The organism is Sulfuritalea sp., assembly GCF_031426875.1.
Lineage (GTDB): Bacteria > Pseudomonadota > Gammaproteobacteria > Burkholderiales > Rhodocyclaceae > Sulfuritalea.
In genome coordinates this window covers 81,966-106,772 of the sequence record NZ_JASJPC010000021.1, presented here as the reverse complement: position 1 = coordinate 106,772, position 24,807 = coordinate 81,966, and the positions used below count along the sequence as shown (strand labels likewise).

Sequence of the window (24,807 nt, the reverse complement as noted above, 5' to 3'; positions counted from 1 at the left end):
ACGACAACCAGTGGAGGACCTGCCATGGCCCGCGTCAGCACCTACCTCAATTTTCCGCGTTCGACCGAAGCGGCTTTCGAGTTCTATCGATCGGTCTTCGGCACCGAATTCGCGATGCCCATCGCCCGCTTCAAGGACATTCCCGCCGCGCCCGGCCAGCCGCCGCTGGCCGAGGCCGACAAGGAACTCGTGATGCATGTCGAATTGCCGATTCTGGGCGGGCACGTCCTGATGGGCACCGACGCGCCGGAGTCGATGGGCTTCACGGTGAAGTCCGGCAACAACATGTACATCAATCTCGAACCCGATACGCGTGCCGAAACCGACCGTCTGTTCGCCGCGCTTTCGACCGGCGGCGTGGTCGAGATGCCGCTGCAGGAAATGTTCTGGGGCGGCTATTTCGCCAGTCTCGTCGATTGTTTCGGCATCCACTGGATGCTCAACTGCGTCAGCAAGACCTGAGCCGCCGCTTGGCGGCGCCGTGTCGCCAGCGCCAACTCTGCGGCCCGGCGACAACCTGCCGAATGCACACGCGGCCTCCGGTGGTCGATGCGAGCGGACCTCGGCGGCCGGGTTGGTTGGCGCTGTAAGGCCGTTGTAGGGCCGACTTAAGTCGGCCGGATTGCGATGGCGGACTGAAGTCCGCCCTACAAGTCCGCCCTACGGCCCATCCCGATGAAACGGTCATTTCGCCGGCAACCCGGCCGTCAACCCAACTGAGCGTCGGTGCGCGCGAGGGCCAGCAGCGCATCGCGCACCACGGGCTTGAGTTGTGCTTCCTCGGCGGTGCCGAGGGACTTCAGGATCTCGACGCGCATGCGCGGGTCCCAGGTGCGCCGCAGATGGGTGGCGACGTCGGCGACGGCCTGCTGGCGATCCGGCATGGCCTCGAAAAAGGCGCCGATCCGGTTGGCCATTTTGATCAAGTTGTCGCGCTTCATACGGCGTGTTCCGCCATCGTTCCGGTATAGACCACGCAGGCCTCCTGGCGCAGGAATCCGACCAGGGTCAGGTTGATCTTTTCTGCCAGGCGCACCGCGGCCGCCGTCGGCGCCGACACCGCGGCGAGGGTGCCGGCGCCCAGTGCCGCGGCCTTCTGCACCATCTCGAAGCTGGCGCGGCTGGTGATCACCAGCGCGCCTGCGCCGGGGACGCCTCCCATGCGCGCCAGCGCGCCGAGCGTCTTGTCCAGCGCGTTGTGGCGGCCGACGTCCTCGCGCACGTAATCGATGCTGCCGTCGCGGTCGACGCAGCAGGCGGCATGGGTGGCGCCGGTGGCCTGTTGCAGGATCTGCTGCAGCGGCAGGCTGCGCATGCCGGCGTACAGCGCGGCCAGCGGAAACGGCGCGGCCTGCGGCAGCGGCGACAGCACACGCTGCACCTGGTCGAGGCTTTCGACCCCGCACAGGCCGCAGCCGGTGCGCCCCGTGAGGCTGCGGTGATGCGCCTTGAGGCGGGCGAAGGCGTCGCCGGCGATCTCGATCTGCAGCGTGATGCCGGCCGCCGAGTCGCTGACGCCGATGTCGAAAATATCCTGGCGGCGCGCCACGATGCCTTCGGTCAGGCTGAAGCCGACGGCGAAATCCTCGAGGTCGGCCGGGGTCGCCAGCATCACCGCGTGGCTGATGCCGTTGTACTCGAAGGCGACCGGAATCTCCTCGGCCAGGTCGTCGGGCCGGCTCGCGCCGTCGCGCCACACCGGGCGCTGGACCACGGGTTTCATACAGGCTTCATGCGGACTTCATGCACCGGACTGCCGCGAGACCTGCACCGCGGTGACCTTGTACTCGGGGCAGTTGGTGGCCCAGTCCGAGTTGTCGGTGGTGACCACGTTGGCGCCCGATTCCGGAAAATGAAATGTCGTGTAGACCACGCCCGGCTGCACCCGCTCGGTGACGGTCGCCGGCAGCACGGTCTTGCCGGCGCGCGACTCGACGCCGACCCGGTCGCCCTCGCGGATGCCGCGCTCCTCGGCATCGTGCGGATGGATTTCGAGCAGGTCGGCGGCATAAAAGTTGGTGTTGGCGGTACGGCGAGTCTGGGCGCCGACGTTGTACTGCGAGAGCACGCGGCCGGTGGTCAGCAGCAGCGGGAAGCGTCGTGTGACCTTCTCGTCGGTCGGCACGTACTGGGTGATCAGGAAGCGGCCCTTGCCCCCGCGTAAACCGGCGAACTCATTGACGTGCATGGTCGGCGTGCCCTCCGGTGCATCGTCGTTGCAGGGCCACTGCAGGCTGCCGGCGCGTTCCAGCTTGGCGTAGCTGACGCCGGCGAAGGTCGGCGTCAGGCGCGCGATCTCGTCCATGATGTCGGATGGCCCGTCGTAGTGCATCTCGTAACCCAGCGCCTTGGACAGAGCCAGCGTCACTTCCCAGTCGGCCATGCCGGCCAGCGGCGCCATGACGCGGCGCACGCGCGAGATGCGGCGCTCGGCGTTGGTGAAGGTGCCGTCCTTTTCGAGGAAGGAAGCGCCCGGCAGAAAGACATGGGCATACTTGGACGTCTCGTTGAGGAACAGGTCCTGCACCACCACGCATTCCATGGCCGACAGCGCGGCCGTGACGTGCTGCGTGTCGGGATCGGACTGCGCCGGGTCTTCGCCCTGGCAGTAGAGGCCGAGGAAGGAGCCGTCCTGCGCCGCCTCGAACATGTTGGGTATGCGCAGGCCCGGCTCGGACTGTATTTCGACGCCCCAGTCGCGCTCGAACATCTCGCGCGTGGCGGCGTCGGAGACATGGCGATAGCCGGGCAATTCGTGCGGAAAGCTGCCCATGTCGCAGGAGCCCTGCACGTTGTTCTGCCCGCGCAGCGGATTGACGCCGACGCCTTCGCGGCCGAGGTTGCCGGTGGCCATGGCAAGGTTGGCGATGGCGATCACGGCGGTGGAGCCCTGCGAGTGCTCGGTGACGCCAAGGCCGTAGTAGATCGCCGCGTTGTCGGCCGTCGCATACAGGCGCGCCGCGGCGCGCACCGCCGCCGCCGGCACGCCGCTGGCGGCCTGCAGCGCCTCGGGCGAATTCGCCGGGCGCATGACGAACTCGCGCCAGTCGGCGAAGGCCTTGGCTTCGCAGCGCTCGGCGACGAAGGCCTCATCGACCAGGCCCTCGCTCACGATCACATGCGCCATGGCCGAGAGTACCGCGACATTGGTGCCGGGCCGGAGTTTCAGGTGATGTTCGGCCTTGATATGCGGCGAACTCACCAAATCGATCTCGCGCGGGTCGATCACGATCAGCCGCGCGCCCTCACGCACGCGTCGCTTGAGGCGTGAGGCGAACACCGGATGGGCATCGCTCGGGTTGGCGCCGAGCACGACGATGACATCGGCCTGCTCGACCGACTTGAAGGTTTGCGTCCCGGCCGACTCGCCCAAGGTTTGCTTGAGCCCGTAGCCGGTCGGCGAATGACAGACGCGGGCGCAGGTATCGACGTTGTTGTTGCCGAATGCCGTGCGCACCAGCTTCTGCACCAGGTAGTCCTCTTCGTTGGTGCAGCGGCTGGAAACGATGGCGCCGATGGCATTGCGGCCATGCGCTTGCTGGATGCGGCGGAACTCGCGCGCGGTGTGCGCCAGCGCTTCGTCCCACGACACCTTGCGCCAGGGATCGCTGATCCTGGCCCGAATCATGGGCTTGGTGATGCGGTCCGGATGCGTGGCGTAACCCCAGGCGAAGCGGCCCTTGACGCAGGCGTGGCCTTCGTTGGCGCGGCCGTCTTTCCAGGGGACCATGCGTACCACTTCGGCACCCTTCATCTCGGCGCGCAGGCCGCAGCCGACGCCGCAATAGGCGCAGGTGGTGGTCACGCTGTGCTCGGCCTGGCCTTTTTCGATGACGGTCTTTTCCATCAGCGTCGCGGTCGGACAGGCCTGCACACAGGCGCCGCAGGAAACGCAATCGGACTCCAGAAAACTCTCGCCCTGCCCCGCCGTGACCCGCGAGCCGAAGCCGCGCCCGGCGATGGTCAGCGCAAACGTGCCCTGCTGCTCCTCGCAGGCGCGCACGCAGAGGTTGCAGACGATGCACTTGCCGGGGTCGTAGCTGAAGTAGGGATTCGACTCGTCCCTGACGACCTCGCTGTAATGGTTCTCGCCGGCGCCGTAGCGCACTTCGCGCAGGCCGACCACGCCGGCCATGGTCTGCAGTTCGCAGTTGCCGTTGGCGGAGCAGGTCAGGCAGTCCAGCGGGTGATCGGAGATGTAAAGCTCCATGACGTTGCGCCGCAGTTTCGCCAGTTGCGGCGACTGGGTGCGCACCTTCATGCCGGCTTCGGCCGGCGTGGTGCAGGAAGATGGATAGCCCTTGCGGCCCTCGATCTCGACCAGACAGAGGCGGCAGGAGCCGAAAGGCTTGAGGATGTCGGTAGCGCAGAGCTTGGGAATCATCACGCCGGCTTCGGCGGCGGCGCGCAGCAAGGAGGTGCCGGCCGCCACGTCGACGGCGATGCCGTCGATCTCCAGCCTCACCGTTACCTGCCCGCGAAGCGGAGTCCCAGGTACGCAGAGCGAGCCAGCGCCAACTCTTGGCGTACCGAAATCGATTGTCTGCGGAGCGTTCATGTGCGTTTGTCTCCGAAATCCTCGGGAAAGTGCCGCAACGCCGACAGCACAGGAATCGGCGTCATGCTGCCCATGGCGCACAGCGAGCCCTGCGTCATGGTCTCGCACAGTTCTTCCAGCAGCGCGATCTGCCGAGTATCACCGGCGCGGATGCGGTCGATGACTTCGACGCCGCGCGTCGAGCCGATGCGGCAGGGCGTGCATTTGCCGCAGGATTCGATGGCGCAGAACTTCATCGCGTAGCGCGCCTGTCGCGCCAGATCCACGGTGTCGTCGAAGGCGACGATGCCGCCATGGCCCAGCCCGGCGCCGTCAAGGGCGGCGAAGGCCTCGTAGTCGAGCACGGTGTCGAATTGCGAGGCCGGCAGATAGGCACCCAGCGGCCCGCCGACCTGCACCGCGCGTAGCGGCCGGCCCGAGCGCGAGCCGCCGCCGAAATCGTAAAGCAGATTGCGCAGCGTGAGGCCGAAGGGCACTTCGACCAGGCCGCCGTACTTGATGTTGCCGGCAAGCTGGAAGGGCAGCGTGCCGCGCGAACGGCCGCAGCCGAGCTCGCGGTAGGCCGCGGCGCCCCGCGCCAGGATGTCGGGCACGCTGGCCAGGGTGATCATGTTGTTGATCAGCGTCGGCCGGCCGAACAGCCCGCTGATCGCCGGCAGCGGCGGCTTGGCGCGGACGATACCGCGCTTGCCTTCGAGGCTTTCCAGCAGCGCGGTTTCCTCGCCGCAGACGTACGACCCGGCGCCCTTGCGCACTTCAACTTTGAAATCGCCGAGAAAGTCACCGGCCCCGGCCAGCGCCGCATTCAGCGCGTCGACCGCATGCGGGTATTCGGAGCGGACATAGATGTAGCCCTGCGTGGCACCGACCGCAAGGCCGGCGATGGCCATGCCTTCGAGCAGGCAGTAGGGATCGCCCTCCATCAGCATGCGATCCGAATAGGTGCCGGAGTCGCCTTCGTCGGCATTGCAGACGATGTACTTCTGCGCGGCCGGCGTCGCCAGCACGGTGCGCCATTTGATGCCGGCCGGAAAGGCCGCGCCGCCGCGGCCGCGCAGGCCGGACTCGGTCACGGCATCGACGATCGCGGCCGGCGCCATGGCCCGCGCGCGGCGCAGACCCTCGCCGCCGCCGCAGGCGATGTAGTCCACCAGCGAACGCGGGTCGACAACCCCGATGCGCCGGCAGGCCAGGCGCTGCTGGCGCGCCAGCCAGGGAATTTCGTCCGTCGGCCCAAGGCACAGCGCGTGGGCACCGCCGGCCAGGAAACCCGCGGCGAACAATCCAGGCACGTCGGCCGCCACGACCGGGCCATAGGCGATGCGCCCACGCGGCGTGGCAACCTCGACCAGCGGCTCCAGCCAGACCATGCCGCGTGTACCGTTGCGCACCAGGCGCAGGGCGATGCCGCGCCGCGCCGCCTCGACGGCAATCGCGGCGGCCACGGCATCGGCGCCCAGTGCCAGCGCCGCCGCGTCGCCCGGCACGAAGATCGTGGTTCTCGCGATCGCCTTTCCTGCCCCGCGCACCAGCGGCAGGGTCGAGGTCGATTCGCCCACGGACTCCGTGGTGATGGTTTCCACCTTCACGCTGCGGCCTCCAGCGCGGCGAGCAGCGCGTCGAATTTTTCGGGCGTGACCTGCGCATGCAGCGTCGTCTCGTCGATCTGCAGCGCGGGGCCACAGGCGCACAGGCCGAGGCAGTACACCGGTTCGAAACTCAGCTCGCTGCCGGCAAGCCGCGTCCGCGCATGCTCGGCCAGCGCCTGGCCGCCCACCGCCTGGCAGGCCTCGGCGCAGCAGACGCGGACCACGTGGCGACCCGGCGGGGTCTGGCGGAAGTGGGCGTAGTAGCTGATCACGCCATGGATTTCGGCGCGCGAAAGATTGAGATCCCTGGCGATCAGCGGCACGGCTTCGGGCGGGATGAAGCCCAGCGCGTCCTGGATCCCGTGCAGGATCGGCAGCAGCGCGCCGGGCCGTAGCCGGTGCGCCTCGATGATGGATGCGACGGTGACCAAGCTTTCCATGCGACTTTGTACTCCGCCCGCGGCGAAAGCGAAAGCGGGAAAAACCGAAGGCCTATGTGGGTTTTTCGAACGTCTCGGCCAGGGCCCGCGCCTCGGCGATCAGCGAGGCAACCATGGGCGGCTGCGGTTCGCGCGCCAGGGTGACGAGACCGGTCGCCCAATCGACTGCCGGCTCGACCAGCTCGATCGCGACCACCCCCGGCGGCGTGCCGACCTGTTCCAGCACGCTGCGCGGCACGATCGACGACCAGTGGCCGGAACCGACATGAGCCAGGATGCTGACGATCGAATTGGTCTCCAGCATCGGCGTGACGCCAGCGCCAACTCTCGCGAACACCGCGTCTATGGTCTTGCGGTTCTGCATGTCGGGCGTCAGCAGGCACAGCGGCACCGTCGCCGCCTCGGCCCAGCGCACCGCCTCGCGCCCGGCGAAGCGGCCGGCGGCGCCGGTCAGCAGCACGTGGCGCTCGCGCCAGATCGGCACGATGTCGAAACCGGGGACCTGCGCCGATTCGACATAGACGATGCCGGCATCGAGTTCGAAGCGGCGCAGGCGGGCCAGGATTTCGTCGGTGGCCAGCGACAGCACCTCGGCCGTGACATGCGCGTGGCGCCGCGCAAACGACGCGGTCAGCGCCGCGACCACGGTCAGCGCGGTCGGGATCACGCCCAGCCGCAGGCGGCCGGTGAGGCCGTCGCGCAGCGTCGCCAGTTCCTGCTTGAGGCCCTCGGCGCTGGCGGCCATGCGCTGGGCGTACTCGACCACGCTGCGCCCCTCGGGCGTCAGCCCGGCGAATTGCTGGCCGCGCTCGACCACGGCGACGCCAAGCTCCGTTTCCAGATCGCGGATCGCCGCCGAGAGCGTCGAGGGCGAGACATGGCAGGCCGCCGCCGCGCGACCGAAATGCTTCTCGCGCGCCAGGGCGATCAGGTAGAGGTATTTGCGGGAAATCATCGGGCCGCGCCAGTCCTTGGGCAATCGCCAATCTTCGCATCTTTCCCCCGGCTCCCGCCAGAGGCCCGCTGCAAAACCGGTTTCCGGCTACACTTCGGCAAAAACCGGGAGGTGCGAGATGAGCGAAGTCATCGTCATCGGCGGCGGGATTGCGGGGATCTGCGCCGCGCTGGAACTGCTCGACGCCGGACGCCGCGTGCTGCTGCTGGAACGCGATACGGCCGACAACTTCGGCGGCCTGGCGAAGGAAAGCTTCGGCGGCATCTTCCTGGTCGGCACCCCGGAACAGCGCCGCGCCGGCATCCGCGACACACCCGAACTGGCGCTGGCCGACTGGCACGCCTTCGGCGAACTCGACCCCAAGGACCCAAATGACCGCTGGCCCTGCGCCTGGGCCGAGGCCTACGTGCAGCGCTGCCACGACGAGGTCGGGGTCTGGCTGCGCAGCCGCGGCGTCGGCTTCCTGCCGGCACCGCACTGGGTCGAGCGCGGCCTCTACACGCCGGGCAATTCCGTGCCGCGCTTTCATATTGTCTGGGGCACCGGGCGCGAACTGGCGCTGCGCTTGATTGATGCCCTGGAGCAGCATCCGCGCCGCGCCAACCTGGAAATCCGCTTCGGCCAGCGCGTCGAAGCACTGCTGAGTTCCGACGGCACGGTGACCGGTTGCCGCGGCGTCGGCGAGGAAGACCAGATTTCCTTCGAGTTCACCGCCGGCAGCGTGATCGTCGCCGCCGGCGGCTTCAACGGCAATATCGAACGCGTGCGCCAGCACTGGCACCGCGACTGGGGCACGCCGCCGCCGGTGATCCTCAACGGCTCGCACCGCTATGCCGACGGCAGACTGCACGACGCGGTCGGCACGATCGGCGGTCAGCTCACGCATCTGGACGCGATGTGGAACTATGCCGCCGGCGTGCATCACCCACGGCCGAAGAAGCCCGGCCACGGCCTCTCGCTGGTGCCGCCGCGCTCGGCGCTGTGGCTCGACTGGCAGGGCCGGCGCATCGGCCCGATGCCGCTGGTCACCGGCTTCGACACGCGCGACCTGGTGACCCAGGTGTGCGCCCAGGAGCGGCAGTATTCCTGGCAACTGATGAACCGGCGCATCGCGCTGAAGGAACTCGCGGTATCGGGCGCCGAGTACAACCCCTCGATCCGCGACAGGAAGAAGTTCGCCTTCCTGCGCGATCTGCTGTTCGGCAATCGCTGGCTTTACGACGAGATGATCGGCAACTGCGAGGACTTCGTGGTCGGCCGCGACCTGCCGGAACTGGTGGCGAAGATGAACGCGCTGCAGGGCGACGATGCGGTGAGCCTCGCCGCCGTGCATGCGGCCACCGCGGCCTACGACGCGCAGATCGACCGCGGCCAGACTTTCCACAACGACGAACAGTTGCGCCGCATCGCCTATGTGCGGCACTGGAAGGGCGACCGCATCCGCACCTGCAAGTTCCAGAAGATCCTCGACCCGCAGGCCGGGCCGCTGATCGCGGTACGCGAATTCATCATCAGCCGCAAGAGCCTGGGCGGCATCCAGACCGATCTGCAAAGCCGCGTGCTCGACCACGCCGGCGAGCCGATTGCAGGCCTCTTCGCCGCCGGCGAAGCCGCCGGCTTCGGCGGCGGCGGCATGCACGGCTTGCGCGCGCTGGAAGGCAGCTTCCTCGGCGGCTGCATCCTCAGCGGCCGCATCGCCGGCCAGGCCGCGGCCGCAAGCACCTGAACACTGTCTCGGAGATACCTGAATGAAAAGAACCGGCGCCTGGATGGCAGTACGAGCCCTCGAAGCCCTTGGCATAAAATACACCTTCGGCATACCCGGGGTGCACAACACCGAACTGTACGACGAACTCAACAGTTCGGAACAGATCACGCCGGTGCTGGTGACCCACGAAGGCGGCGCCGCCTTCATGGCCGACGGCATGAGCCGCACCTCTGATTTGACGGGTACCTTGGTCATCGTCCCCGCCGCCGGCGCTACCCATGCCGCCAGCGGCATCGGCGAGGCCTTCCTCGACGGCGTGCCGATGCTGGTGATCTGCGGCGGCATACGCACCGACCTCGACAAGTCCTATCAGTTGCACGAGCTCGATCAGCATGCCTTCCTCAAGCCCCTGACCAAGGCCACCTTCCTCGTCACCACGCACGCCGAGATCGTGCCGACCCTGTTCCAGGCCTGGGAAATCGCCCACTCCGGCGAGCCGGGCCCGGTCTTCGTCGAGATTCCGGTGAACCTGCAGATGTTCCCCGGCGAGGTGGGCGAGATGCCCAGCCGGCCGGTGATCGCCGCACGACAGCGCGCAACGGCCAGCGACATCCGGCGCGCCGCAGAGTTGCTGCTGGCGGCACGGCGCCCGGCGCTCTTCATCGGCTGGGGCGCGCGCGATGCCTGCGCGCAGACCCGTGCCATCGCCGAATTCCTCCAGGCGCCGGTGGCGACCACGCTGCAGGGCCTCTCGGTGTTCTCCGCCGCCCATCCGCTGCACACCGGTTTCGGCTTCGGCGCGGCGGCGGTGCCGGCGGCGCGCAACGCCTTTGCCGACTGCGACTGCCTGCTGGCGGTGGGCACCCGCTTCGCCGAAATCGCCACCGGCAGCTTCGGCGTCACGGTGCCGCCCAACCTGATCCACGCCGACATCAATCCGGCGGTGTTCAGCGCCAACTACCCGGCCGCCGTGGCGCTGGAAGGCGACGCGGCGGCGGTGCTGGCGGCGCTGCTGGAAGAACTGCGAAGAGTCGGCGCTGGCCGCACGGCGAATATGGAGTTGCAACAGCGCATCGCCCGCGACAAGGCCGCCTACAACGACGAGTGGCTGAATCACGACAGCGGCGGCAAGGTGAACCCCGCGGTGTTCTTCAACGCGCTGCGCGCAGCGGTGCCCGACGATGCGATTGCGGTGGTCGACGACGGCAACCACACCTACCTGACCGCCGAACTGTTCCCGGTGCGGCAGAGCAAGGCGCTGATCGTGCCGACCGATTTCAACAGCATGGGTTACGCGGTGCCGGCCGCCATCGGCGCCAAGCTGGCGAATCCGCAGCGGGAGGTGTTCGCCATCGTCGGCGACGGCGCCTTCACCATGACCTGCATGGAAATCGTCTCGGCGACGCGGCTGGGCCTTGGTCTGGTGTACTACGTGTTCCACGACGGCGAGCTGTCGCAGATCGCCCAGGCGCAGGAGATTCCCTTCAACCGCAAGCCCTGCACGGCGCTCGGCGCGATCGACTTCAGCGGCGTCGCCATCGCCACCGGCGCCGAATACATCCGGGTGCCGTCGAATGACGGCGTGGCGCAGGCCATCGCCCAGGCCCGCCAATTCGCCGCGGCGGGACGGCCGGTGATCGTCGACCTGATCATGGACTACTCGAAGCGCACGGCCTTCACCCAGGGCGCGGTGAAGACCAACTTCAAGCGCCTGCCGCTGGCCCAGCGCCTGCGCATGGTGACCCGTGCGCTGAAGCGCAAGATCACCGGCTGACCCAATACACGCAGCGGAGTTTCAGTCGGTGACGGCTGCGGTGTCGGTGCGGCGCGAAAACGCCGTGGCCAGCACGCCGCTGGCGACGATCAGGATCACGCCCAGCCAGCCGGACCAGGGCAGGGTTTCGTCCCACAACAGCATGCCGAAAGCGCTGGAAAACACCACTGTGCTGTAGGCCAGGCTGGCCGAGACCAGCGTCTTGCCGCGCTTGTAGGCGGCGGTCATGCACAGCTGCGCCAGCACGCCGAAGCCGCCCACCCCGAGCAGCAGCAGCCAGCCGCGCAGGTCGATGGCATGAAAAGGATTGGCCAGCAGCAGCCAGGGCAGGCCGCCCAGCGCCGACAGGGCCGAAAAATAGAACACCGTGCGCCATTCCGGTTCGCCCAGTTCGCCCAGGCGCCGCACGTTGAGATAGGCGATGCTGGAAATGATCCCGGAACCGAGACCGAAGGCCGCGCCCAGCCACTGGTCGCGAGCCAGCGTCGGCTGCAGCAGGAACACGACGCCGACGAAACCCGCCGCCAGCACCGCGTAGAAGCCGCGCCGCACCGGTTCCTTGAGCCACAGCACCAGCAACAACGCGAGGAACAGCGGCGAGGTGTAATTCAGCGTCACCGCGGCCGCCAGCGGAATCAGGCTGATGGCATAGAAGTACATCACCAGCGAGACAAAGCCGGCCAGGCCGCGCACCACATGAGTCCGCATGTGCGGCGTGGCCAGCGGCAGCCTGCGCACCAGGATGAAGGAGCCGAGCAGCAGCGTGGCGATGAAGCCGCGCCAGAACACCAGTTCCGCGGCCGCGAACTGCGCCGCGCCGAGCTTGACGCAGACGCCCATGCTGGCGAACAGCAAGCTTGCGGCGACCATCCAGAGTGACTGCATGTAGCGATTCAGTTCCTGAAAAAGCAGACGCCGGCCAAGGGCCGGCGCTGGTGTGAGTATGCGGAGCTCAGAGCTTGTGAAGAAATCGTAGCGAGCGGGCCGCAGCGGGGTGCGGCCGGAGCGCAGCTACCGGAATGTACGTCGTTGTACATGAGGATAGCGAGCACCGCCCGGACGCCGATCCGGCACGCGCAGTAGATTTATTCACAAGCTCTCAGATGTGTTCGGCCATCACGCGCCGGTAGAACTCATGGAAGTGCTGCATGCCGTCTTCCATCGGCGACTGGTAGGGACCGACTTCGTTGCGCCCCTGCTTGAGCAGCGCGCGGCGGCCGCGGTCCATGCGCTCGCCGATGTCGTCGTCCTCGATCGCCGTTTCCATGTAGGCGGCCTGCTCGGCCTTGATGAACTCGGGCTCGAACAGCGCGATGTCCTCGGGATAGTAGAACTCGACCACGTTCAGCGTGCGGTCCACGTCCTGCGGAATCAGGGTGGACACCACCAGCACGTGGGGATACCACTCGACCATGATGTTCGGATAATAGGTGAGCCAGATCGCCCCATGCTTCGGCAATTCGCCGTTGTAGTAATCGAGCACCGCCTTGTGCCAGGGCTGGTAGGTGGCGGAACCCGGCTTCGCCAGCGAGGTGACGCCGACGCGCTGCACCGAATACCAGTCGCCGAACTGCCAGGTCAGGTCGTCGCAGGTGACGAAGCCGCCGAGTCCCGGGTGATAGGGCACGACGTGATAGTCCTCGAGATAGACCTCGATGAAGGTCTTCCAGTTGTAATTGCACTGGTGCAGCTCAACGTGATCGAGTTTGTAGCCGTCGAACTTGAGCTCGCTACCGACCTTCATGCCGGCCAGGTCGGCGTTGGCCGAGCGCGGGCCCTTGAACAGCAGCCCCTGCCAGTTCTCCAGCTTCTGCTTGGCCAGGTTGAGGCAGGGATTGGCCGGAAAATGCGGCGCGCCGATCAGTTCGCCGCCGCTGTCGTAGGTCCAGCGATGGATCGGGCAGACGATGTTCTTCGCATTGCCGGCGCCGGCGAGCATGATCGCCTGGCGATGGCGGCAGACATTCGACATTTCGTAGCAGGCGTCGGGCTGGCGCACCAGCAGGCGCGCGTGATCGTTCCACTCCTGCGAACGGTAGTCATGCACCTCGGGGATCATCAGTTCATGGCCGACATAGCCCGGGCCGGCGTCGAAGATCAGCTTTTTCTCCAGCTCGAAAAGCTTTTCGTCGAAATACCACGCAACCGGAAACTGCGACGCTCCCGGCGAGAGGAGCTTTCGCGAGCCAACTTCGGACATGATTCCCAACCTCCAAGAGGGTTTACCCGGAAACCGGAAACGGACGGAAAACAAAGTTTCAGATCAGGCCGATGCCCACGTAGGCGGGCGTTACGCCGAAACTGAATGACCGTCAGGAGAGACAATCTGCGCTGAAAACCAGCCGCGCAATTGTAGCCAATTTGACCAGAGGGCGCACCTTAGGCTATTTTTACGGTTTTCCCTTGCCGCTGGTCACCGTTTTCGGCCAAGGCTTCACTCATGGCCACACTCCCGAACACTGATCCAGACACCGATTCAGCAAGCGCTAGCCCGTCGTTTGAAAGCGCCCTCAGCGAACTGGAGGGCATCGTCGCCGCGATGGAAGCCGGTCAAATGCCCTTGCAGGACGCGCTGGACGCCTACAAGCGCGGCGCGGCGCTGTTGCGCCAGTGCCAGGCCACCCTGGCCGCGGCGGAGCAGCAGATACGCATCCTGGACGCCGATGGCTTGCGCGACTTCGATGCCGCGCAGCTAGCCCCGGGGGATGCCGGAACCGACGGCAAACAGGAAGGCTGAAACGCTCATGGATTTCTTGACCTGGATGGACACCATCCAGCAGCGCACCGAGTCGGCCCTGGAAGCCGCCCTGCCCGCGCCCGACCTCGCGCCCGCCCGACTGCATGACGCCATGCGCTATGCGGTGCTGGGCGGCGGCAAGCGCGTGCGCCCCCTGCTGTGCCACGCGGCCGGCGCGATCTTCGATGTCGACAGCAAGGTTCTGGACGCACCGGCGATCGCCGTCGAGCTGATCCACGCCTATTCGCTGGTGCATGACGACCTCCCCTGCATGGACGACGACGATTTGCGCCGCGGCAAGCCCAGCTGCCATGTCCAGTTCGACGAAGCAACAGCCCTGTTGGTCGGCGACGCCTTGCAGACGCTGGCTTTCCAGACGCTTTCGACTCGCCTCGCCGGCATCGCCGCGGCACGCCAGCTGGACATGCTGCATCTGCTCGCGCTCGCCTCCGGATCGCGCGGCATGGCCGGCGGCCAGGCCATCGATCTCGCCGCGGTGGGCCAGCAGCTGACCATCGGCGAGCTGGAATACATGCATATTCACAAGACCGGAGCGCTGATCCGCGCTGCAGTATTGCTGGGCGCCCATTGCGGCGAAGCTGCGCCGGATGCCTTGGAGCGCCTGCGGCACTTTGCCAACCGCATCGGACTGCTGTTCCAGGTGGTTGACGATATCCTCGACGCCGAAGCCAGCACCGCCACCCTGGGCAAGACCGCCGGCAAGGACGCCGCGCAGAACAAACCAACCTACGTCAATATCCTCGGCGCAAGAGAAGCGAAAACCATGGCAAGCAAACTGAGACAGGACGCGCACGACGCACTGGCGCCGTTCGGCGACTCCGCCCGGCGCCTGCATGAACTTGCCGATTTCATCGTCGAGCGGACTTTCTGATGAGCTATCCGCTGCTCGACTGCATCCAATCCCCTGCCGATCTGCGTGCACTGGAACGCGACCAGTTGCCCCAGGTCGCCGCCGAACTGCGGGCCTTCCTGCTCGAATCGGTGTCGAAGACCGGTGGGCACCTGTCTTCCAACCTCGGCACGGTCGAACTGACCGTGGCGCTGCATTATGTATTCGACACGCCCGAGGACAGGCTGGTGTGGGATGTCGGGCATCAAACCTATCCGCACAAGGCGCTGACCGGTCGCCGTGCCGGCATGGAACGCCTGCGCATGAAGGGCGGCGTGTCGGGCTTTCCGCGCCGCAGCGAGAGCGAATACGACACCTTCGGCGTCGGCCATTCATCCACCTCAATCTCCGCCGCGCTGGGCATGGCCGTCGCGGCGAAGAATCGGGGCGAGGAACGGCGCGTCGCCGCCATCATCGGCGACGGCGCGATGTCGGCCGGCCAGGCCTTCGAGGCGCTCAACAACGCCGGCGTGATCGATGCCAACCTGCTGGTCATCCTCAACGACAACGACATGTCGATCTCGCCGCCGGTGGGCGCGCTCAACAAGTATCTGGCGCGCCTGCTGTCGGGCGGCACCTTCAATGCCGCGCGCCGCGCCGGAGAAAAGGTGCTGGCTTCGATGCCGAACGTCCTCGAATTCGCCAACCGCGTCGAGGAGCACGTCAAGGGCATGATCTCGCCGGGCACCCTGTTCGAGGAATTCGGCTTCAACTACCTCGGCCCGATCGACGGCCACGACCTCGACGCGCTGATTCCCACGCTGCAGAACCTGCGCAAACTGAAGGGTCCGCAGTTCCTCCACGTCATCACGCGCAAAGGCCAGGGCTACAAACTCGCCGAAGCCGACCCGATCCTTTACCACGGCGTCGGCAAGTTCGATGCCGTGAATGGCATCGAAGCGGGCAAGGCGTCTGGCCGGCTGACCTATACCCAGGTGTTCGGCGACTGGCTGTGCGACCAGGCGCAGGCCGATCCGCGTGTGATCGGGATCACACCGGCGATGCGGGAAGGCTCGGGCATGGTCCGCTTCGCCCAGGAGTTCCCCCACCGCTACTTCGATGTCGGTATTGCCGAACAGCATGCGGTCACCTTTGCCGGCGGGCTCGCCTGCGAGGGCATGAGGCCGGTGGTCGCCATCTATTCGACCTTTCTCCAGCGTGCCTATGACCAGCTGATTCACGACATCGCCCTGCAGAATCTTCCGGTGCTGTTCGCCATCGACCGCGGCGGGCTGGTCGGCGCCGATGGTGCCACGCATAACGGCGCGTTCGACTTGTCTTACCTCACCTGCATCCCCAATATGGTGGTGATGACGCCGAGCGATGAAAACGAATGCCGCAAGATGCTCTCCACCGCGCTGACCCTGAACGGGCCCAGCGCGGTGCGCTATCCGCGCGGTAGCGGCCCTGGAGCCGCCATAGAGCCGGGTCTGACAACCCTGCCGACAGGCAAGGGCGAACTCCGGCGCCAGGGGCAGCGTGTGGCTCTGCTGGCCTTTGGCGCCATGCTCGCACCGGCGCTCAAGGCCGCCGCAACGCTCGACGCCACGGTCGCCAATATGCGCTTCGTCAAACCATTGGACAGCAAGCTGGTCGAAGAACTTGCCGCAAACCACGAATTGCTGGTTACGATAGAAGAAAATGCCTTGATCGGCGGCGCCGGCGCCGAAGTGGCACGCGCCCTGGAAGCATCGGGCCTGCGTACTCCCCTGTTGCGCCTGGGACTGCCGGACCATTTCATCGACCATGGCGATTCGACCTTGCTGCTGGCGGAAATCGGACTCGACGAAGCCGGTATTGTGCGTAGCGTCGAGGCGCGATTGGCCGCTGAAATTAATAGTTGAGTAAATTCGTCGGATAATGATATAGTCGTTAGCCCAAATCCGACAACCACCCAAAATTAGAATGAATTGCAGGAATCCCATGGCCCCACCCGAAAAATCCGTCATTGCCGACGTTCAAAGCACCCCGGATTCGCGCCAGTTGCCGATCAACAAGGTCGGCATCAAGGACATACGCCATCCGTTCAAGGTATTGGACAAGAGCGGCGGAGTGCGTCACACCATCGCCAATTTCAACATGTATGTCGGGCTGCCGCATAATTTCAAGGGCACCCACATGTCGCGTTTCGTCGAGATTCTCAACTCGCACGAGGATGAGATATCGGTCGAGAGCTTCGAGACCATGTTGCGCGAAATGGTCACCCGTCTGGAGGCGGCGACCGGGCATCTCGAAATGAGCTTCCCTTATTTCATCAACAAGGTGGCACCGGTATCGGGCGTCAAGAGCCTGATGGATTACGACGTGACCTTCATCGGCGAAATCATCGAAGGCGGCCGCTACCGGCAGACCATCAAGGTCGTGGTCCCGGTCACGAGCCTGTGCCCCTGCTCGAAGAAGATCTCCGAGCGCGGCGCGCACAACCAGCGTTCGCACGTCACCATCACCGCAACCACCAACCAGTTGGTGTGGATCGAGGACATCGTGCACATGGCCGAAACCCAGGCTTCGTGCGAGCTGTTCGGGCTGCTCAAGCGCCCTGACGAGAAATTCGTCACGGAGCGGGCCTACGACAATCCGAAATTCGTCGAGGATCTGGTGCGCGATGTCGCCGGCGCGCTCAATGCCGACCCGCGCATCGATGCCTATGTGGTCGAAAGCGAAAACTTCGAATCGATCCACAACCATTCGGCCTATGCGCTGATCGAGTGGAACAAGAAGCGCTTCTGATCCGACCCGACCGAGGCAGCTACTCATCGTTCCAAACGCGACGGGCCGCCCGGAGTATCCTCCGGGCGGCCCGTTTTGCCGTCTGCTGCCGAATCAGGTCCGGCGCGTGAGTTCTCAGGCTGCGGGAGAAACCCTACGGGTGAGTTTTTCCTTGATGCGCGCCGACTTGCCGGAACGATCGCGCAGGTAGTACAGCTTGGCGCGACGCACGTCGCCGCGACGCTTGACCTCGATGCTGGCAATCAGCGGCGAGTAGGTCTGGAAGGTGCGCTCGACACCCTCGCCGGACGAAATCTTGCGCACGATGAAGTTCGAATTGAGGCCGCGATTGCGCTTGGCAATGACGACGCCTTCGAAAGCCTGGACACGCTTGCGATCGCCTTCGACCACATTCACATTGACGATCACCGTGTCGCCGGGGGCGAACGCGGGGACGGTCTTGCCCAGGCGTTCGATTTCTTCGTTTTCGAGTTGCTGAAGCAGGTTCATGCTTTACTCCATCATTTATGGCTGCGGTTACTGCCCGCCAACCTTGCGCCCAGAGCAGGACCGACAAGGTCCTGATACGCGCCGTTTCTAATTACCTTGCCGCTGGAATTCCGCCAGCAGTTCGGCCTCTTCACTACTCAACACCCTCGTCTCCAGGAGATCCGGGCGCCGTTGCCAGGTCCGTCCCAGCGCCTGCTTCAGGCGCCAGCGGCGGATTCTTTCATGGTTGCCGGACAACAAGACCTCCGGCACCGTTGATCCTTCATACACTTCCGGCCGCGTGTAATGCGGACAGTCCAGCAAGCCGGCGGCAAATGAATCCTCCACCGCCGAAGCCTCGTCATTCAATGCACCCGGCAACTGCCTGATGCAGGCGTCCATCAAGGCCATCGCCGCCAGTTCGCCGCCGGAAAGCACAAAATCCCCCAGCGACAACTCCTCATCCACGCAGCGCTCGATCAGCCGCTCGTCAATTCCCTCGTAGCGTCCGCAAAGCAGAATCGCCCCCGAGCTTGCCGCCAGTTCCACCACCCGCCGCTGGGCAATTGGCGCCCCTTGCGGCGATAGATAAATCACTTTCGCCGTACCGCCAGCGTCAACTCCTGCGGCCGCTTTTGCCGCCGCCTTGGCCGCACTGATCGCCTGCTCCAGCGGCGACGCCATCATCACCATGCCAGGACCGCCGCCGTAAGGCCGGTCATCCACCGTGCGATGCACATCCTGCGTCCACTGCCGCGGATTCCAGCACTCGAGCTGCCACAAGCCACGCTCCAATGCCCGCCGCGTTATTCCCGATGCGGTAAGTGCCGCAAACATCTCGGGGAACAGCGTGATGACATCAAAGCGCAAGCTCACCAGTCGCTGCCCCAATCGACGCGGATCAGGTCTCCCGCAACATCCACCGCCTTCACTACCTGTTCGACGAAGGGCAGCAAGCGTTCATGCTCGCCGTCAACCACTACCAGCACCTGATTCGCGCCCGTCTCGATCAAAGACTTGACCCGGCCCAGGGGCTGGTCCTGCATATTCTTCACTGCCAGGCCGATCAGATCAGCCCAGTAGTATTCGTCCTGCGCCGGCGCCGGCAAAGCCTCGCGCGGCGCACCGAAATAACAGCTGCCCAGCGCCTCGGATGCATCGCGATCGTCGATGCCGACCAACTTCGCCACGACGCCATCGCCGTGCCGCTTGACCGCTTCGATCGCGCGTGCCTGCCACTTTTCTGCCGGGGCATCGACATCCGCGGAAAACCACCACTGCGGCATCTTCTTCCAGGCCTCGGGGTCATCGCCGAAGGGATGAACCCGCAGCCAACCATGCACCCCGAACGGGGCGACTATGCGCCCCAATACAATCATGCGATTCAGGCGGCCTTGGTCGCTGCGGCTTGCTTGACCAGACGCGCGGCAGTCGGCGACAGCTGGGCGCCATGTCCCTGCCAGAAAGCCAGACGCTCGGTGTTGATCACCAGCCCCTGCTCGTTGGCGGCGGCGACGGGATTGTAATAACCGATGCGTTCGATGAAGCGGCCATCGCGACGGTTGCGCGAATCAGCCACCACCATATTGAAGAACGGGCGCTTCTTGGCACCGCTGCGGGCGAGACGAATAACAACCATGGTGTTCTCTTGAAAAGCCGGAAAGCCGGCGATTTTATTGCAAAAACCCGGAGAAAACAAGGCGTAGCGTTGGCCATTTTGCCGGCCATTACGCGACCGGGGCACCCGCCATGCCGGCAGCCGTGTCTGGAAAACACCTCGCGGCCCGCCTGCGGTATGCGGCGCACCACCTGGGGCAGCCACCAAATTCGACGTCTCGCCAAGCTCGTTCAAGAAGACGCGAACAACATCGGCTTCCCGAAAAACCTGGACCGCGATCACGCCGCCATTAGGAATCGCCGGGCTTGGTCGACTGCAAACTACTCAATCCGGACTCCTTTCAACCTAAGATAAAGTGTCCGGATTCCACTAGAATAATGCTTCGATCCCGGCCGTTGAGATCATCATGCGCCGCAAGAAGACCCCTACTCCACCCCCCATCCAGCTTCAGCAAGTGCTGGATTGGCTCGTCGAGCCAACGCAGGACGATCCCCTGCTTGACCTGGTTCCCTTGCGCAACCACATCGCGGCGATCGACGCGCTGGAACTTCCCGCCCTGCACCGTCTCAAGATCTACGAACTGCTCCAGCAGCGTTCCGCGCATATTGACGATGCGCTGATACCGATGCTGCTCGATGTCAAGCTACCCCTGCCGGTTCACCTGGGAACCGTCGCCCAAGGCTTGATCAGCCTGCGTGCGGAACTGGGCGAAGCATGGTTGAAGCTCGCCGGCGAGGCCGATCCGCAGGAACTTGCCCGAGTGCATCGGAGCAGCGCACAGATTTGCCTGCAGGGAGTGCTCAATCTGTCGCGGCAGTTCATTGCCACCTTGCTGGTGGCGATTCCGATGCCCACGGGTTTCTGGCGCAATACCCAGGCTTTGTATCATTGCGCCCATAAGTCAGTCGACCCGACGGCGACCCTGCCCGTCGAAATCAGCGCGATCCATGTACGCTTCAGGGCCATCCTGGCGCTCACCGCGGCGCAACCCGAAGGGCTCGCGCCGCGCGAAATCGTTTTCCTCGCCGAGTACCTGGAGACTCACGCAGCCCTTGCCAGGATAGACATGATCTGTCCCGAGAGCGCCGGCGACTGGTTCTGGCTCGACGCCAATCTTGATCAGCCACCGGTTGCGCTGGAGCGCATGAGGCCGGCTGGCCAAAATTGTCTGTTCTTCCGCTTTGGCGAACTTGCCGAACAGGCGACGCGACATCTCGACCAACTTAACGACGGCGTGCCACCGGCATTGCTCGGGCTGCCACTGCAAGCCGCCGGTGCCGACTACCGCAACGCGCTGGAACGGGCCCGCAAATGCTGGGCAGCACCGCGCCGACGTACATTCAATCGCCGCGCACAGTCGCTGCCAGTCGAGGTCTGCACCCAGCTCAGTTCCCTTTGGTCGTCCCTGGAAAGCGGTTCCCATCAGGAGGCGGATTCCTGCGCCTGCGAATTGACTTACAGCGATTGGACGATACTCAACGACGGTCCCTCGGGCTACGCGATCGTACATGTCGTCGGCGGGATCACCGGGATCGTGGCGGGCTGCGCCGTAGGCCTGCGCACCGGCAACGGCGCCGCCTGGCAGATTTGCCTGGTGCGCTGGGCTCGCAGCAAGAGCAGCAGCCAACTTGAGCTGGGGCTGGAGGTTCTTGCGCCGTCAGCCATACCGGTCAGGATACAGGCTCTCGGCAATCGCAATTCGGAACCGCCGGTACCCGCCTTGCTGCTTCCGCCGCTGCCAAGCCTCAACCGCAGCGAAGCGATCCTGGCTATGCGGGGCGACTACAACGCCCGGCCATTCACCTTACTGCAGGAACGTGCGGACAACCTGCTCGTCGCCGAATGCATGCCGCAGCGCAGCCTCATCGAAACCTCCAGCGTTGAAGTCTTTGAATTCACTCGCAACCAGGCGGCCAATTAGGCGCGTGCGGATTGCGGCAACTCGGCGACAATCAATGCGCCGATCAGGATCACGCTCCACGATGCATAGAGCCAGACCAGAAATACCGGAATTGCGGAGAAGGCGCCATAGACCACCGCATTCACCGTGAATCCGGTTGCGATATACAGTGTGAACAACTTCTGCAGACCGACAAAGCCCAGCGCAGCGGCCGCTCCGCCAAGACCCGCATGCCAGGCCACTACCCGCTTGTTGGGTACGCCCCAATAGAGCAGACCGAACAGGGCGGTCATGAACGCGAAAGGCAGGAGACCGCGGATCACGAAGGTATTCACCCAGCGCGGTTCGTCGACCAGGCCAAGCGATACCCCCGCAACGAACGATATCGCGGCAATGCTGGCACCGAACACCAGCGGTCCGAGCAACAGCGCCAAGCCGTGCATGGCCAAGCGTCGCAACAGCGGACGCCCGGACTTGACCCGCCAAATGTGGTTGAAGGCCCGTTCTATGGTCAGCATCTGCATCAGCGCAGTAGCTCCCAGCACCACAATCCCAAGCACGGTCATGCGGCCGGCACGAGACGCAAACTGCCCGATGTACTTGGCGATTATGGCGCCGGCCTTCTCAGGCAACAGGTTGGCCAGCAAAAACTTCTCCAGCGCGGAACCAAGTCCGACCCCAACCGGGAACCAGGAGATCAGCGCAAACGCCGTTGCGATCATCGGCACCAGGCCGATCAGGGTGGCGAAGGAAAGTGCCGCCGCCGTCTGTACGCAATGCTCATCGTGAAAACGACCTAATGTCCGCACGATCAGCCGGAAGGGTGCCAGGAGCCACATATAATCGGATTCTACTGGAGGCCGGTAAATGCAGAAGGCAAACGACACTCGCGAAATTCTCGTGCTCTATTACAGCCACCATGGCTCGGTACGCGACTTGGCGCGCCACATCGCGCGTGGCATAGAGCAGATACCCGGCATTGCTGCGCGCCTGCGCACCGTACCCAGGGTATCCGCAGTTTGCGAGGCAACCGCCGCGGCGATCCCGGATGAGGGAGCACCCTATGCCGAAACCCGCGATCTCGAAGAATGTGTCGGTCTGGCGATGGGCAGTCCGACCCGCTTCGGCAACATGGCAGCGCCGTTGAAATACTTCCTCGATTCGACCAGCGGCCTTTGGCTCAAGGGCGCGTTGGCGGGCAAGCCAGCGGCCGTGTTCACCTCGACAACGACCATGCACGGCGGCCAGGAATCCACTTTGCTGTCGATGATGCTGCCGCTACTGCATCACGGCATGCTGATCCTCGGTATCCCCTATACCGAGGCAGCGCTTTCCACGACACGCGAAGGCGGTACACCCTATGGCGCGAGCCATGTCAGCGGCGACAACGGCGATACGGCTGCCAGCGAACATGAAAAGCTGCTTGCCGTCGCGCTCGGACGCCGCTTGGCCGAAACGGCGAAAAAACTCGCGCCATGAATCCATGGTTCAACCGCCTGGCATCCGTCAGCCTCGTCGGCCTGCTGTTTCTCTGCCTGGCATGGGAACTGTGGCTGGCTCCGCTGCGTCCCGGCGGCTCGATGCTGGCGCTGAAAGCCCTGCCGCTGCTGCTGCCGCTGTTCGGCATCCTGCGCGGCAAACGCTACACGCACCAATGGACCTCCATGCTGGCGCTGGCCTATGTCACCGAAGGTCTGGTGCGTGCGGCATCCGACCAGGGCGCGAGCCAGGCACTGGCAATGGCTGAAGCCGCCCTGGCAACCCTGCTTTTCGCCGGTTGCCTGGGCCACGCGCGTGCAGCCGCCCCCTCCAGAACGATCAAAGCTGGGGATTGAGCTTTTCCTGCCCGGAACGCAGTTTATTTAGGGCGTTGATATAGGCCTTGGCCGACGCAACCACGATATCCGTGTCCGCGCCCTGGCCATTCACAATTCGACCGTCTTTCGACAAGCGAACCGTCACCTCGCCCTGGGCATCCGTGCCGGTAGTGATGGCATTCACCGAGTAGAGCAGCAGTTCGGTACCGCTCGTTGCAATGGCCTCGATCGCCTTGAAGGTTGCATCGACGGGTCCGCTGCCGCTGGCTTCGGCCTGCTGCTCGGCGCCGCCGGCAGAAAGCGTCAGCCGCGCCTGAGGCACCTCGCCGGTTTCCGAGTGGAACATCGAGGACACGAGTTTGTAGTGCTCGTCGTCGGTGAGGACCATTTCGTCGCTCATCAGCGCGTGCAGGTCCTCATCGAAAATCTCGTGTTTCTTGTCGGCCAGTTCCTTGAAATGGGTGAAGGCGGCGTTCAGAACCTGTTCGCTCTCGACCTCGATACCGAGTTCCTTGAGGCGCGCTTTGAAGGCGGTGCGACCGGAGTGCTTGCCGAGCACCAGCTTGTTGGCGTTCCAGCCCACATCTTCGGCACGCATGATCTCGTAGGTTTCACGGTGCTTGAGCACCCCGTCCTGGTGGATGCCGGACTCATGGGCAAAGGCATTGGCACCGACGATCGCCTTGTTCGGCTGCACCGGAAATCCGGTGATGCTCGACACCATCTTGGATGCCGCGACAATTTGCGTCGTATCGATTCGGGTAATGCAGGGAAACACATCCTGCCGGGTGTGCACCGCCATGACGATCTCTTCCAGCGCGGCATTGCCGGCTCGCTCGCCCAGGCCGTTGATCGTGCATTCGACCTGACGCGCACCCGCCATCACCGCGGCAAGACTGTTGGCAACCGCCAGACCGAGGTCGTTATGACAATGCACCGACCAGATGACCTTGTCCGAATTGGGAATGCGTTCGCGCAGCTGGCGAATCCGTTCGGCATACTGTTCCGGAACGTTATAGCCGACGGTGTCCGGAATATTGATGGTGGACGCCCCCTCCTTGATCACCGCCTCGATGATGCGGCAGAGGAAATCCAGATCCGACCGCCCGGCATCCTCGCAGGAAAACTCCACATCGTCGATTCCGTTGCGCGCGAAGCGCACCGCATGCTGGGCGGCGACAAGCACGTCATCGGGAGACATGCGCAGCTTCTTTTCCATGTGGATCGGGCTGGTCGCGATGAAGGTATGGATGCGCCCCGATTTCGCCGGCTTGACCGCCTCGAGCGCCCGCGCAATGTCCTTGTCGAAAGCCCGGCACAGACCGGCCACCGTCGAGTCCTTGATGGTTTCGGCAACGGCCTTGACCGCCTCGAAATCACCGTTGGACGCAGCAGGGAACCCTGCCTCGATAACATCCACACGCATCCGTTCAAGTTGCCGGGCAATCCGCAGCTTTTCTTCCTTGGTCATTGAAGCGCCGGGACTCTGTTCGCCGTCGCGCAAGGTGGTGTCAAAAATGATCAACTGTTCCTTGGACATGGTTTTCTCCTGGGGAAAATCAAGTTTCAGTCGAGGCTGACGCCGGTGTATTCGTATTAAGCG

Annotated in this window: 24 protein-coding genes; 10 read left to right on the top strand and 14 right to left on the bottom strand. The window is 64.8% G+C overall.

What is annotated here, in order from left to right:
- The first annotated feature begins 24 nt into the window (after positions 1-24).
- Positions 25-462: a VOC family protein gene (locus RMO95_RS10035; RefSeq protein WP_310450480.1), complete on the top strand. Its 438-nt coding sequence runs from the start codon at positions 25-27 to the stop codon at positions 460-462.
- Between the two features lie 245 nt (positions 463-707).
- On the opposite strand, the gene RMO95_RS10030 is transcribed toward RMO95_RS10035, so the two are convergent.
- From RMO95_RS10030 to RMO95_RS10005, 6 genes are all read right to left on the bottom strand, one after another.
- Positions 708-941 carry a formate dehydrogenase subunit delta gene (locus RMO95_RS10030; RefSeq protein WP_310450479.1) on the bottom strand — a complete coding sequence of 78 codons (234 nt, stop codon included), beginning with the start codon at positions 939-941 and terminating at the stop codon, positions 708-710.
- Entirely contained in the window at positions 938-1,723 is a 786-nt protein-coding gene (gene fdhD / locus RMO95_RS10025) for a formate dehydrogenase accessory sulfurtransferase FdhD (RefSeq protein WP_310450478.1), read from the bottom strand. The genes RMO95_RS10030 and fdhD overlap by 4 nt, the downstream gene beginning before the upstream one ends.
- A gap of 18 nt (positions 1,724-1,741) precedes the next feature.
- A complete protein-coding gene (fdhF, locus tag RMO95_RS10020; RefSeq protein WP_310450477.1) occupies positions 1,742-4,558 on the bottom strand; it encodes a formate dehydrogenase subunit alpha in 2,817 nt (938 codons plus the stop codon).
- Positions 4,555-6,066, bottom strand: a complete 1,512-nt coding sequence (locus RMO95_RS10015) for an NADH-ubiquinone oxidoreductase-F iron-sulfur binding region domain-containing protein (RefSeq protein WP_310450619.1) — start codon at positions 6,064-6,066, stop codon at positions 4,555-4,557. The genes fdhF and RMO95_RS10015 overlap by 4 nt, the downstream gene beginning before the upstream one ends.
- Positions 6,067-6,143: 77 nt before the next feature.
- Entirely contained in the window at positions 6,144-6,587 is a 444-nt protein-coding gene (locus RMO95_RS10010; RefSeq protein ID WP_310450476.1) for an NAD(P)H-dependent oxidoreductase subunit E, read from the bottom strand.
- 52 nt (positions 6,588-6,639) lie between these two features.
- Positions 6,640-7,542, bottom strand: coding sequence for a LysR family transcriptional regulator (locus RMO95_RS10005; RefSeq protein WP_310450475.1), 903 nt, complete (start codon positions 7,540-7,542; stop codon positions 6,640-6,642).
- Between the two features lie 118 nt (positions 7,543-7,660).
- Between RMO95_RS10005 and RMO95_RS10000 the strand changes: the two genes are divergently transcribed.
- Both RMO95_RS10000 and RMO95_RS09995 read left to right on the top strand, forming a co-directional pair.
- A complete protein-coding gene (locus RMO95_RS10000; RefSeq protein WP_310450474.1) occupies positions 7,661-9,268 on the top strand; it encodes an FAD-binding dehydrogenase in 1,608 nt (535 codons plus the stop codon).
- A gap of 22 nt (positions 9,269-9,290) precedes the next feature.
- Positions 9,291-11,024, top strand: coding sequence for a thiamine pyrophosphate-binding protein (locus tag RMO95_RS09995; protein ID WP_310450473.1), 1,734 nt, complete (start codon positions 9,291-9,293; stop codon positions 11,022-11,024).
- A 21-nt stretch (positions 11,025-11,045) separates the two neighbouring features.
- Here the strand turns inward: RMO95_RS09995 and RMO95_RS09990 are convergent, their stop codons facing one another.
- Complete coding sequence (locus RMO95_RS09990) at positions 11,046-11,909, bottom strand: DMT family transporter (protein ID WP_310450472.1); 864 nt, start codon at positions 11,907-11,909, stop codon at positions 11,046-11,048.
- Between the two features lie 214 nt (positions 11,910-12,123).
- The gene (locus tag RMO95_RS09985) at positions 12,124-13,224 is read right to left on the bottom strand and encodes an aromatic ring-hydroxylating dioxygenase subunit alpha (RefSeq protein ID WP_310450471.1); all 1,101 of its coding nucleotides are present in this window, start codon (positions 13,222-13,224) and stop codon (positions 12,124-12,126) included.
- A 240-nt stretch (positions 13,225-13,464) separates the two neighbouring features.
- On the opposite strand from RMO95_RS09985, the gene RMO95_RS09980 reads away from it, so the two are divergent.
- From RMO95_RS09980 to folE2, 4 genes are all read left to right on the top strand, one after another.
- Positions 13,465-13,761, top strand: coding sequence for an exodeoxyribonuclease VII small subunit (locus tag RMO95_RS09980; RefSeq protein ID WP_310450470.1), 297 nt, complete (start codon positions 13,465-13,467; stop codon positions 13,759-13,761).
- A 7-nt stretch (positions 13,762-13,768) separates the two neighbouring features.
- Complete coding sequence (locus tag RMO95_RS09975; RefSeq protein WP_409574939.1) at positions 13,769-14,653, top strand: polyprenyl synthetase family protein; 885 nt, start codon at positions 13,769-13,771, stop codon at positions 14,651-14,653.
- Positions 14,653-16,515, top strand: a complete 1,863-nt coding sequence (gene dxs / locus RMO95_RS09970; RefSeq protein WP_310450469.1) for a 1-deoxy-D-xylulose-5-phosphate synthase — start codon at positions 14,653-14,655, stop codon at positions 16,513-16,515. Before RMO95_RS09975 ends, dxs begins: the two co-directional genes overlap by 1 nt.
- Before the next feature lie 79 nt (positions 16,516-16,594).
- Positions 16,595-17,401, top strand: coding sequence for a GTP cyclohydrolase FolE2 (gene folE2 / locus RMO95_RS09965; RefSeq protein WP_310450468.1), 807 nt, complete (start codon positions 16,595-16,597; stop codon positions 17,399-17,401).
- Between the two features lie 114 nt (positions 17,402-17,515).
- Here the strand turns inward: folE2 and rplS are convergent, their stop codons facing one another.
- The 4 genes from rplS to rpsP all read right to left on the bottom strand — a co-directional run bounded on the left by rplS (position 17,516) and on the right by rpsP (position 19,508).
- A complete protein-coding gene (gene rplS / locus RMO95_RS09960; RefSeq protein ID WP_310450467.1) occupies positions 17,516-17,890 on the bottom strand; it encodes a 50S ribosomal protein L19 in 375 nt (124 codons plus the stop codon).
- 87 nt (positions 17,891-17,977) lie between these two features.
- Positions 17,978-18,748: a tRNA (guanosine(37)-N1)-methyltransferase TrmD gene (gene trmD / locus RMO95_RS09955; RefSeq protein ID WP_409574940.1), complete on the bottom strand. Its 771-nt coding sequence runs from the start codon at positions 18,746-18,748 to the stop codon at positions 17,978-17,980.
- Positions 18,742-19,248: a ribosome maturation factor RimM gene (gene rimM, locus RMO95_RS09950; RefSeq protein WP_310450465.1), complete on the bottom strand. Its 507-nt coding sequence runs from the start codon at positions 19,246-19,248 to the stop codon at positions 18,742-18,744. Before rimM ends, trmD begins: the two co-directional genes overlap by 7 nt.
- A gap of 5 nt (positions 19,249-19,253) precedes the next feature.
- On the bottom strand, positions 19,254-19,508 hold the full coding sequence (rpsP, locus tag RMO95_RS09945) for a 30S ribosomal protein S16 (protein WP_310450617.1): 255 nt from the start codon (positions 19,506-19,508) through the stop codon (positions 19,254-19,256).
- Positions 19,509-19,893: 385 nt separating this feature from the next.
- Between rpsP and RMO95_RS09940 the strand changes: the two genes are divergently transcribed.
- The gene (locus tag RMO95_RS09940; RefSeq protein WP_310450464.1) at positions 19,894-21,408 is read left to right on the top strand and encodes a hypothetical protein; all 1,515 of its coding nucleotides are present in this window, start codon (positions 19,894-19,896) and stop codon (positions 21,406-21,408) included.
- Here RMO95_RS09940 and RMO95_RS09935 read toward each other — a convergent pair.
- Positions 21,405-22,274, bottom strand: a complete 870-nt coding sequence (locus RMO95_RS09935; protein WP_310450463.1) for a YihY family inner membrane protein — start codon at positions 22,272-22,274, stop codon at positions 21,405-21,407. The genes RMO95_RS09940 and RMO95_RS09935 overlap by 4 nt on opposite strands.
- On the opposite strand from RMO95_RS09935, the gene wrbA reads away from it, so the two are divergent.
- Both wrbA and RMO95_RS09925 read left to right on the top strand, forming a co-directional pair.
- On the top strand, positions 22,255-22,866 hold the full coding sequence (wrbA, locus tag RMO95_RS09930; protein ID WP_310450462.1) for an NAD(P)H:quinone oxidoreductase: 612 nt from the start codon (positions 22,255-22,257) through the stop codon (positions 22,864-22,866). The genes RMO95_RS09935 and wrbA overlap by 20 nt on opposite strands.
- A complete protein-coding gene (locus RMO95_RS09925) occupies positions 22,863-23,222 on the top strand; it encodes a DUF2069 domain-containing protein (RefSeq protein ID WP_310450461.1) in 360 nt (119 codons plus the stop codon). The genes wrbA and RMO95_RS09925 overlap by 4 nt, the downstream gene beginning before the upstream one ends.
- Here the strand turns inward: RMO95_RS09925 and RMO95_RS09920 are convergent.
- The gene (locus RMO95_RS09920; RefSeq protein WP_310450460.1) at positions 23,206-24,744 is read right to left on the bottom strand and encodes a 2-isopropylmalate synthase; all 1,539 of its coding nucleotides are present in this window, start codon (positions 24,742-24,744) and stop codon (positions 23,206-23,208) included. The genes RMO95_RS09925 and RMO95_RS09920 overlap by 17 nt on opposite strands.
- Between the last annotated feature and the right edge of the window lie 63 nt (positions 24,745-24,807).

Bases quoted from the DNA above. Each gene is read 5' to 3' on its own strand.
- RMO95_RS10035 (WP_310450480.1), top strand. From the start codon at position 25: ATGGCCCGCGTCAGCACCTACCTCAATTTTCCGCGTTCGACCGAAGCG.
- RMO95_RS10030 (WP_310450479.1), bottom strand. From the start codon at position 941: ATGAAGCGCGACAACTTGATCAAAATGGCCAACCGGATCGGCGCCTTT.
- fdhD (WP_310450478.1), bottom strand. From the start codon at position 1,723: ATGAAACCCGTGGTCCAGCGCCCGGTGTGGCGCGACGGCGCGAGCCGG.
- fdhF (WP_310450477.1), bottom strand. From the start codon at position 4,558: ATGAACGCTCCGCAGACAATCGATTTCGGTACGCCAAGAGTTGGCGCT.
- RMO95_RS10010 (WP_310450476.1), bottom strand. From the start codon at position 6,587: ATGGAAAGCTTGGTCACCGTCGCATCCATCATCGAGGCGCACCGGCTA.
- RMO95_RS10005 (WP_310450475.1), bottom strand. From the start codon at position 7,542: ATGATTTCCCGCAAATACCTCTACCTGATCGCCCTGGCGCGCGAGAAG.
- RMO95_RS10000 (WP_310450474.1), top strand. From the start codon at position 7,661: ATGAGCGAAGTCATCGTCATCGGCGGCGGGATTGCGGGGATCTGCGCC.
- RMO95_RS09995 (WP_310450473.1), top strand. From the start codon at position 9,291: ATGAAAAGAACCGGCGCCTGGATGGCAGTACGAGCCCTCGAAGCCCTT.
- RMO95_RS09990 (WP_310450472.1), bottom strand. From the start codon at position 11,909: ATGCAGTCACTCTGGATGGTCGCCGCAAGCTTGCTGTTCGCCAGCATG.
- RMO95_RS09985 (WP_310450471.1), bottom strand. From the start codon at position 13,224: ATGTCCGAAGTTGGCTCGCGAAAGCTCCTCTCGCCGGGAGCGTCGCAG.
- RMO95_RS09980 (WP_310450470.1), top strand. From the start codon at position 13,465: ATGGCCACACTCCCGAACACTGATCCAGACACCGATTCAGCAAGCGCT.
- RMO95_RS09975 (WP_409574939.1), top strand. From the start codon at position 13,769: ATGGATTTCTTGACCTGGATGGACACCATCCAGCAGCGCACCGAGTCG.
- dxs (WP_310450469.1), top strand. From the start codon at position 14,653: ATGAGCTATCCGCTGCTCGACTGCATCCAATCCCCTGCCGATCTGCGT.
- folE2 (WP_310450468.1), top strand. From the start codon at position 16,595: ATGGCCCCACCCGAAAAATCCGTCATTGCCGACGTTCAAAGCACCCCG.
- rplS (WP_310450467.1), bottom strand. From the start codon at position 17,890: ATGAACCTGCTTCAGCAACTCGAAAACGAAGAAATCGAACGCCTGGGC.
- rimM (WP_310450465.1), bottom strand. From the start codon at position 19,248: ATGATTGTATTGGGGCGCATAGTCGCCCCGTTCGGGGTGCATGGTTGG.
- rpsP (WP_310450617.1), bottom strand. From the start codon at position 19,508: ATGGTTGTTATTCGTCTCGCCCGCAGCGGTGCCAAGAAGCGCCCGTTC.
- RMO95_RS09940 (WP_310450464.1), top strand. From the start codon at position 19,894: ATGCGCCGCAAGAAGACCCCTACTCCACCCCCCATCCAGCTTCAGCAA.
- wrbA (WP_310450462.1), top strand. From the start codon at position 22,255: ATGCAGAAGGCAAACGACACTCGCGAAATTCTCGTGCTCTATTACAGC.
- RMO95_RS09925 (WP_310450461.1), top strand. From the start codon at position 22,863: ATGAATCCATGGTTCAACCGCCTGGCATCCGTCAGCCTCGTCGGCCTG.
- RMO95_RS09920 (WP_310450460.1), bottom strand. From the start codon at position 24,744: ATGTCCAAGGAACAGTTGATCATTTTTGACACCACCTTGCGCGACGGC.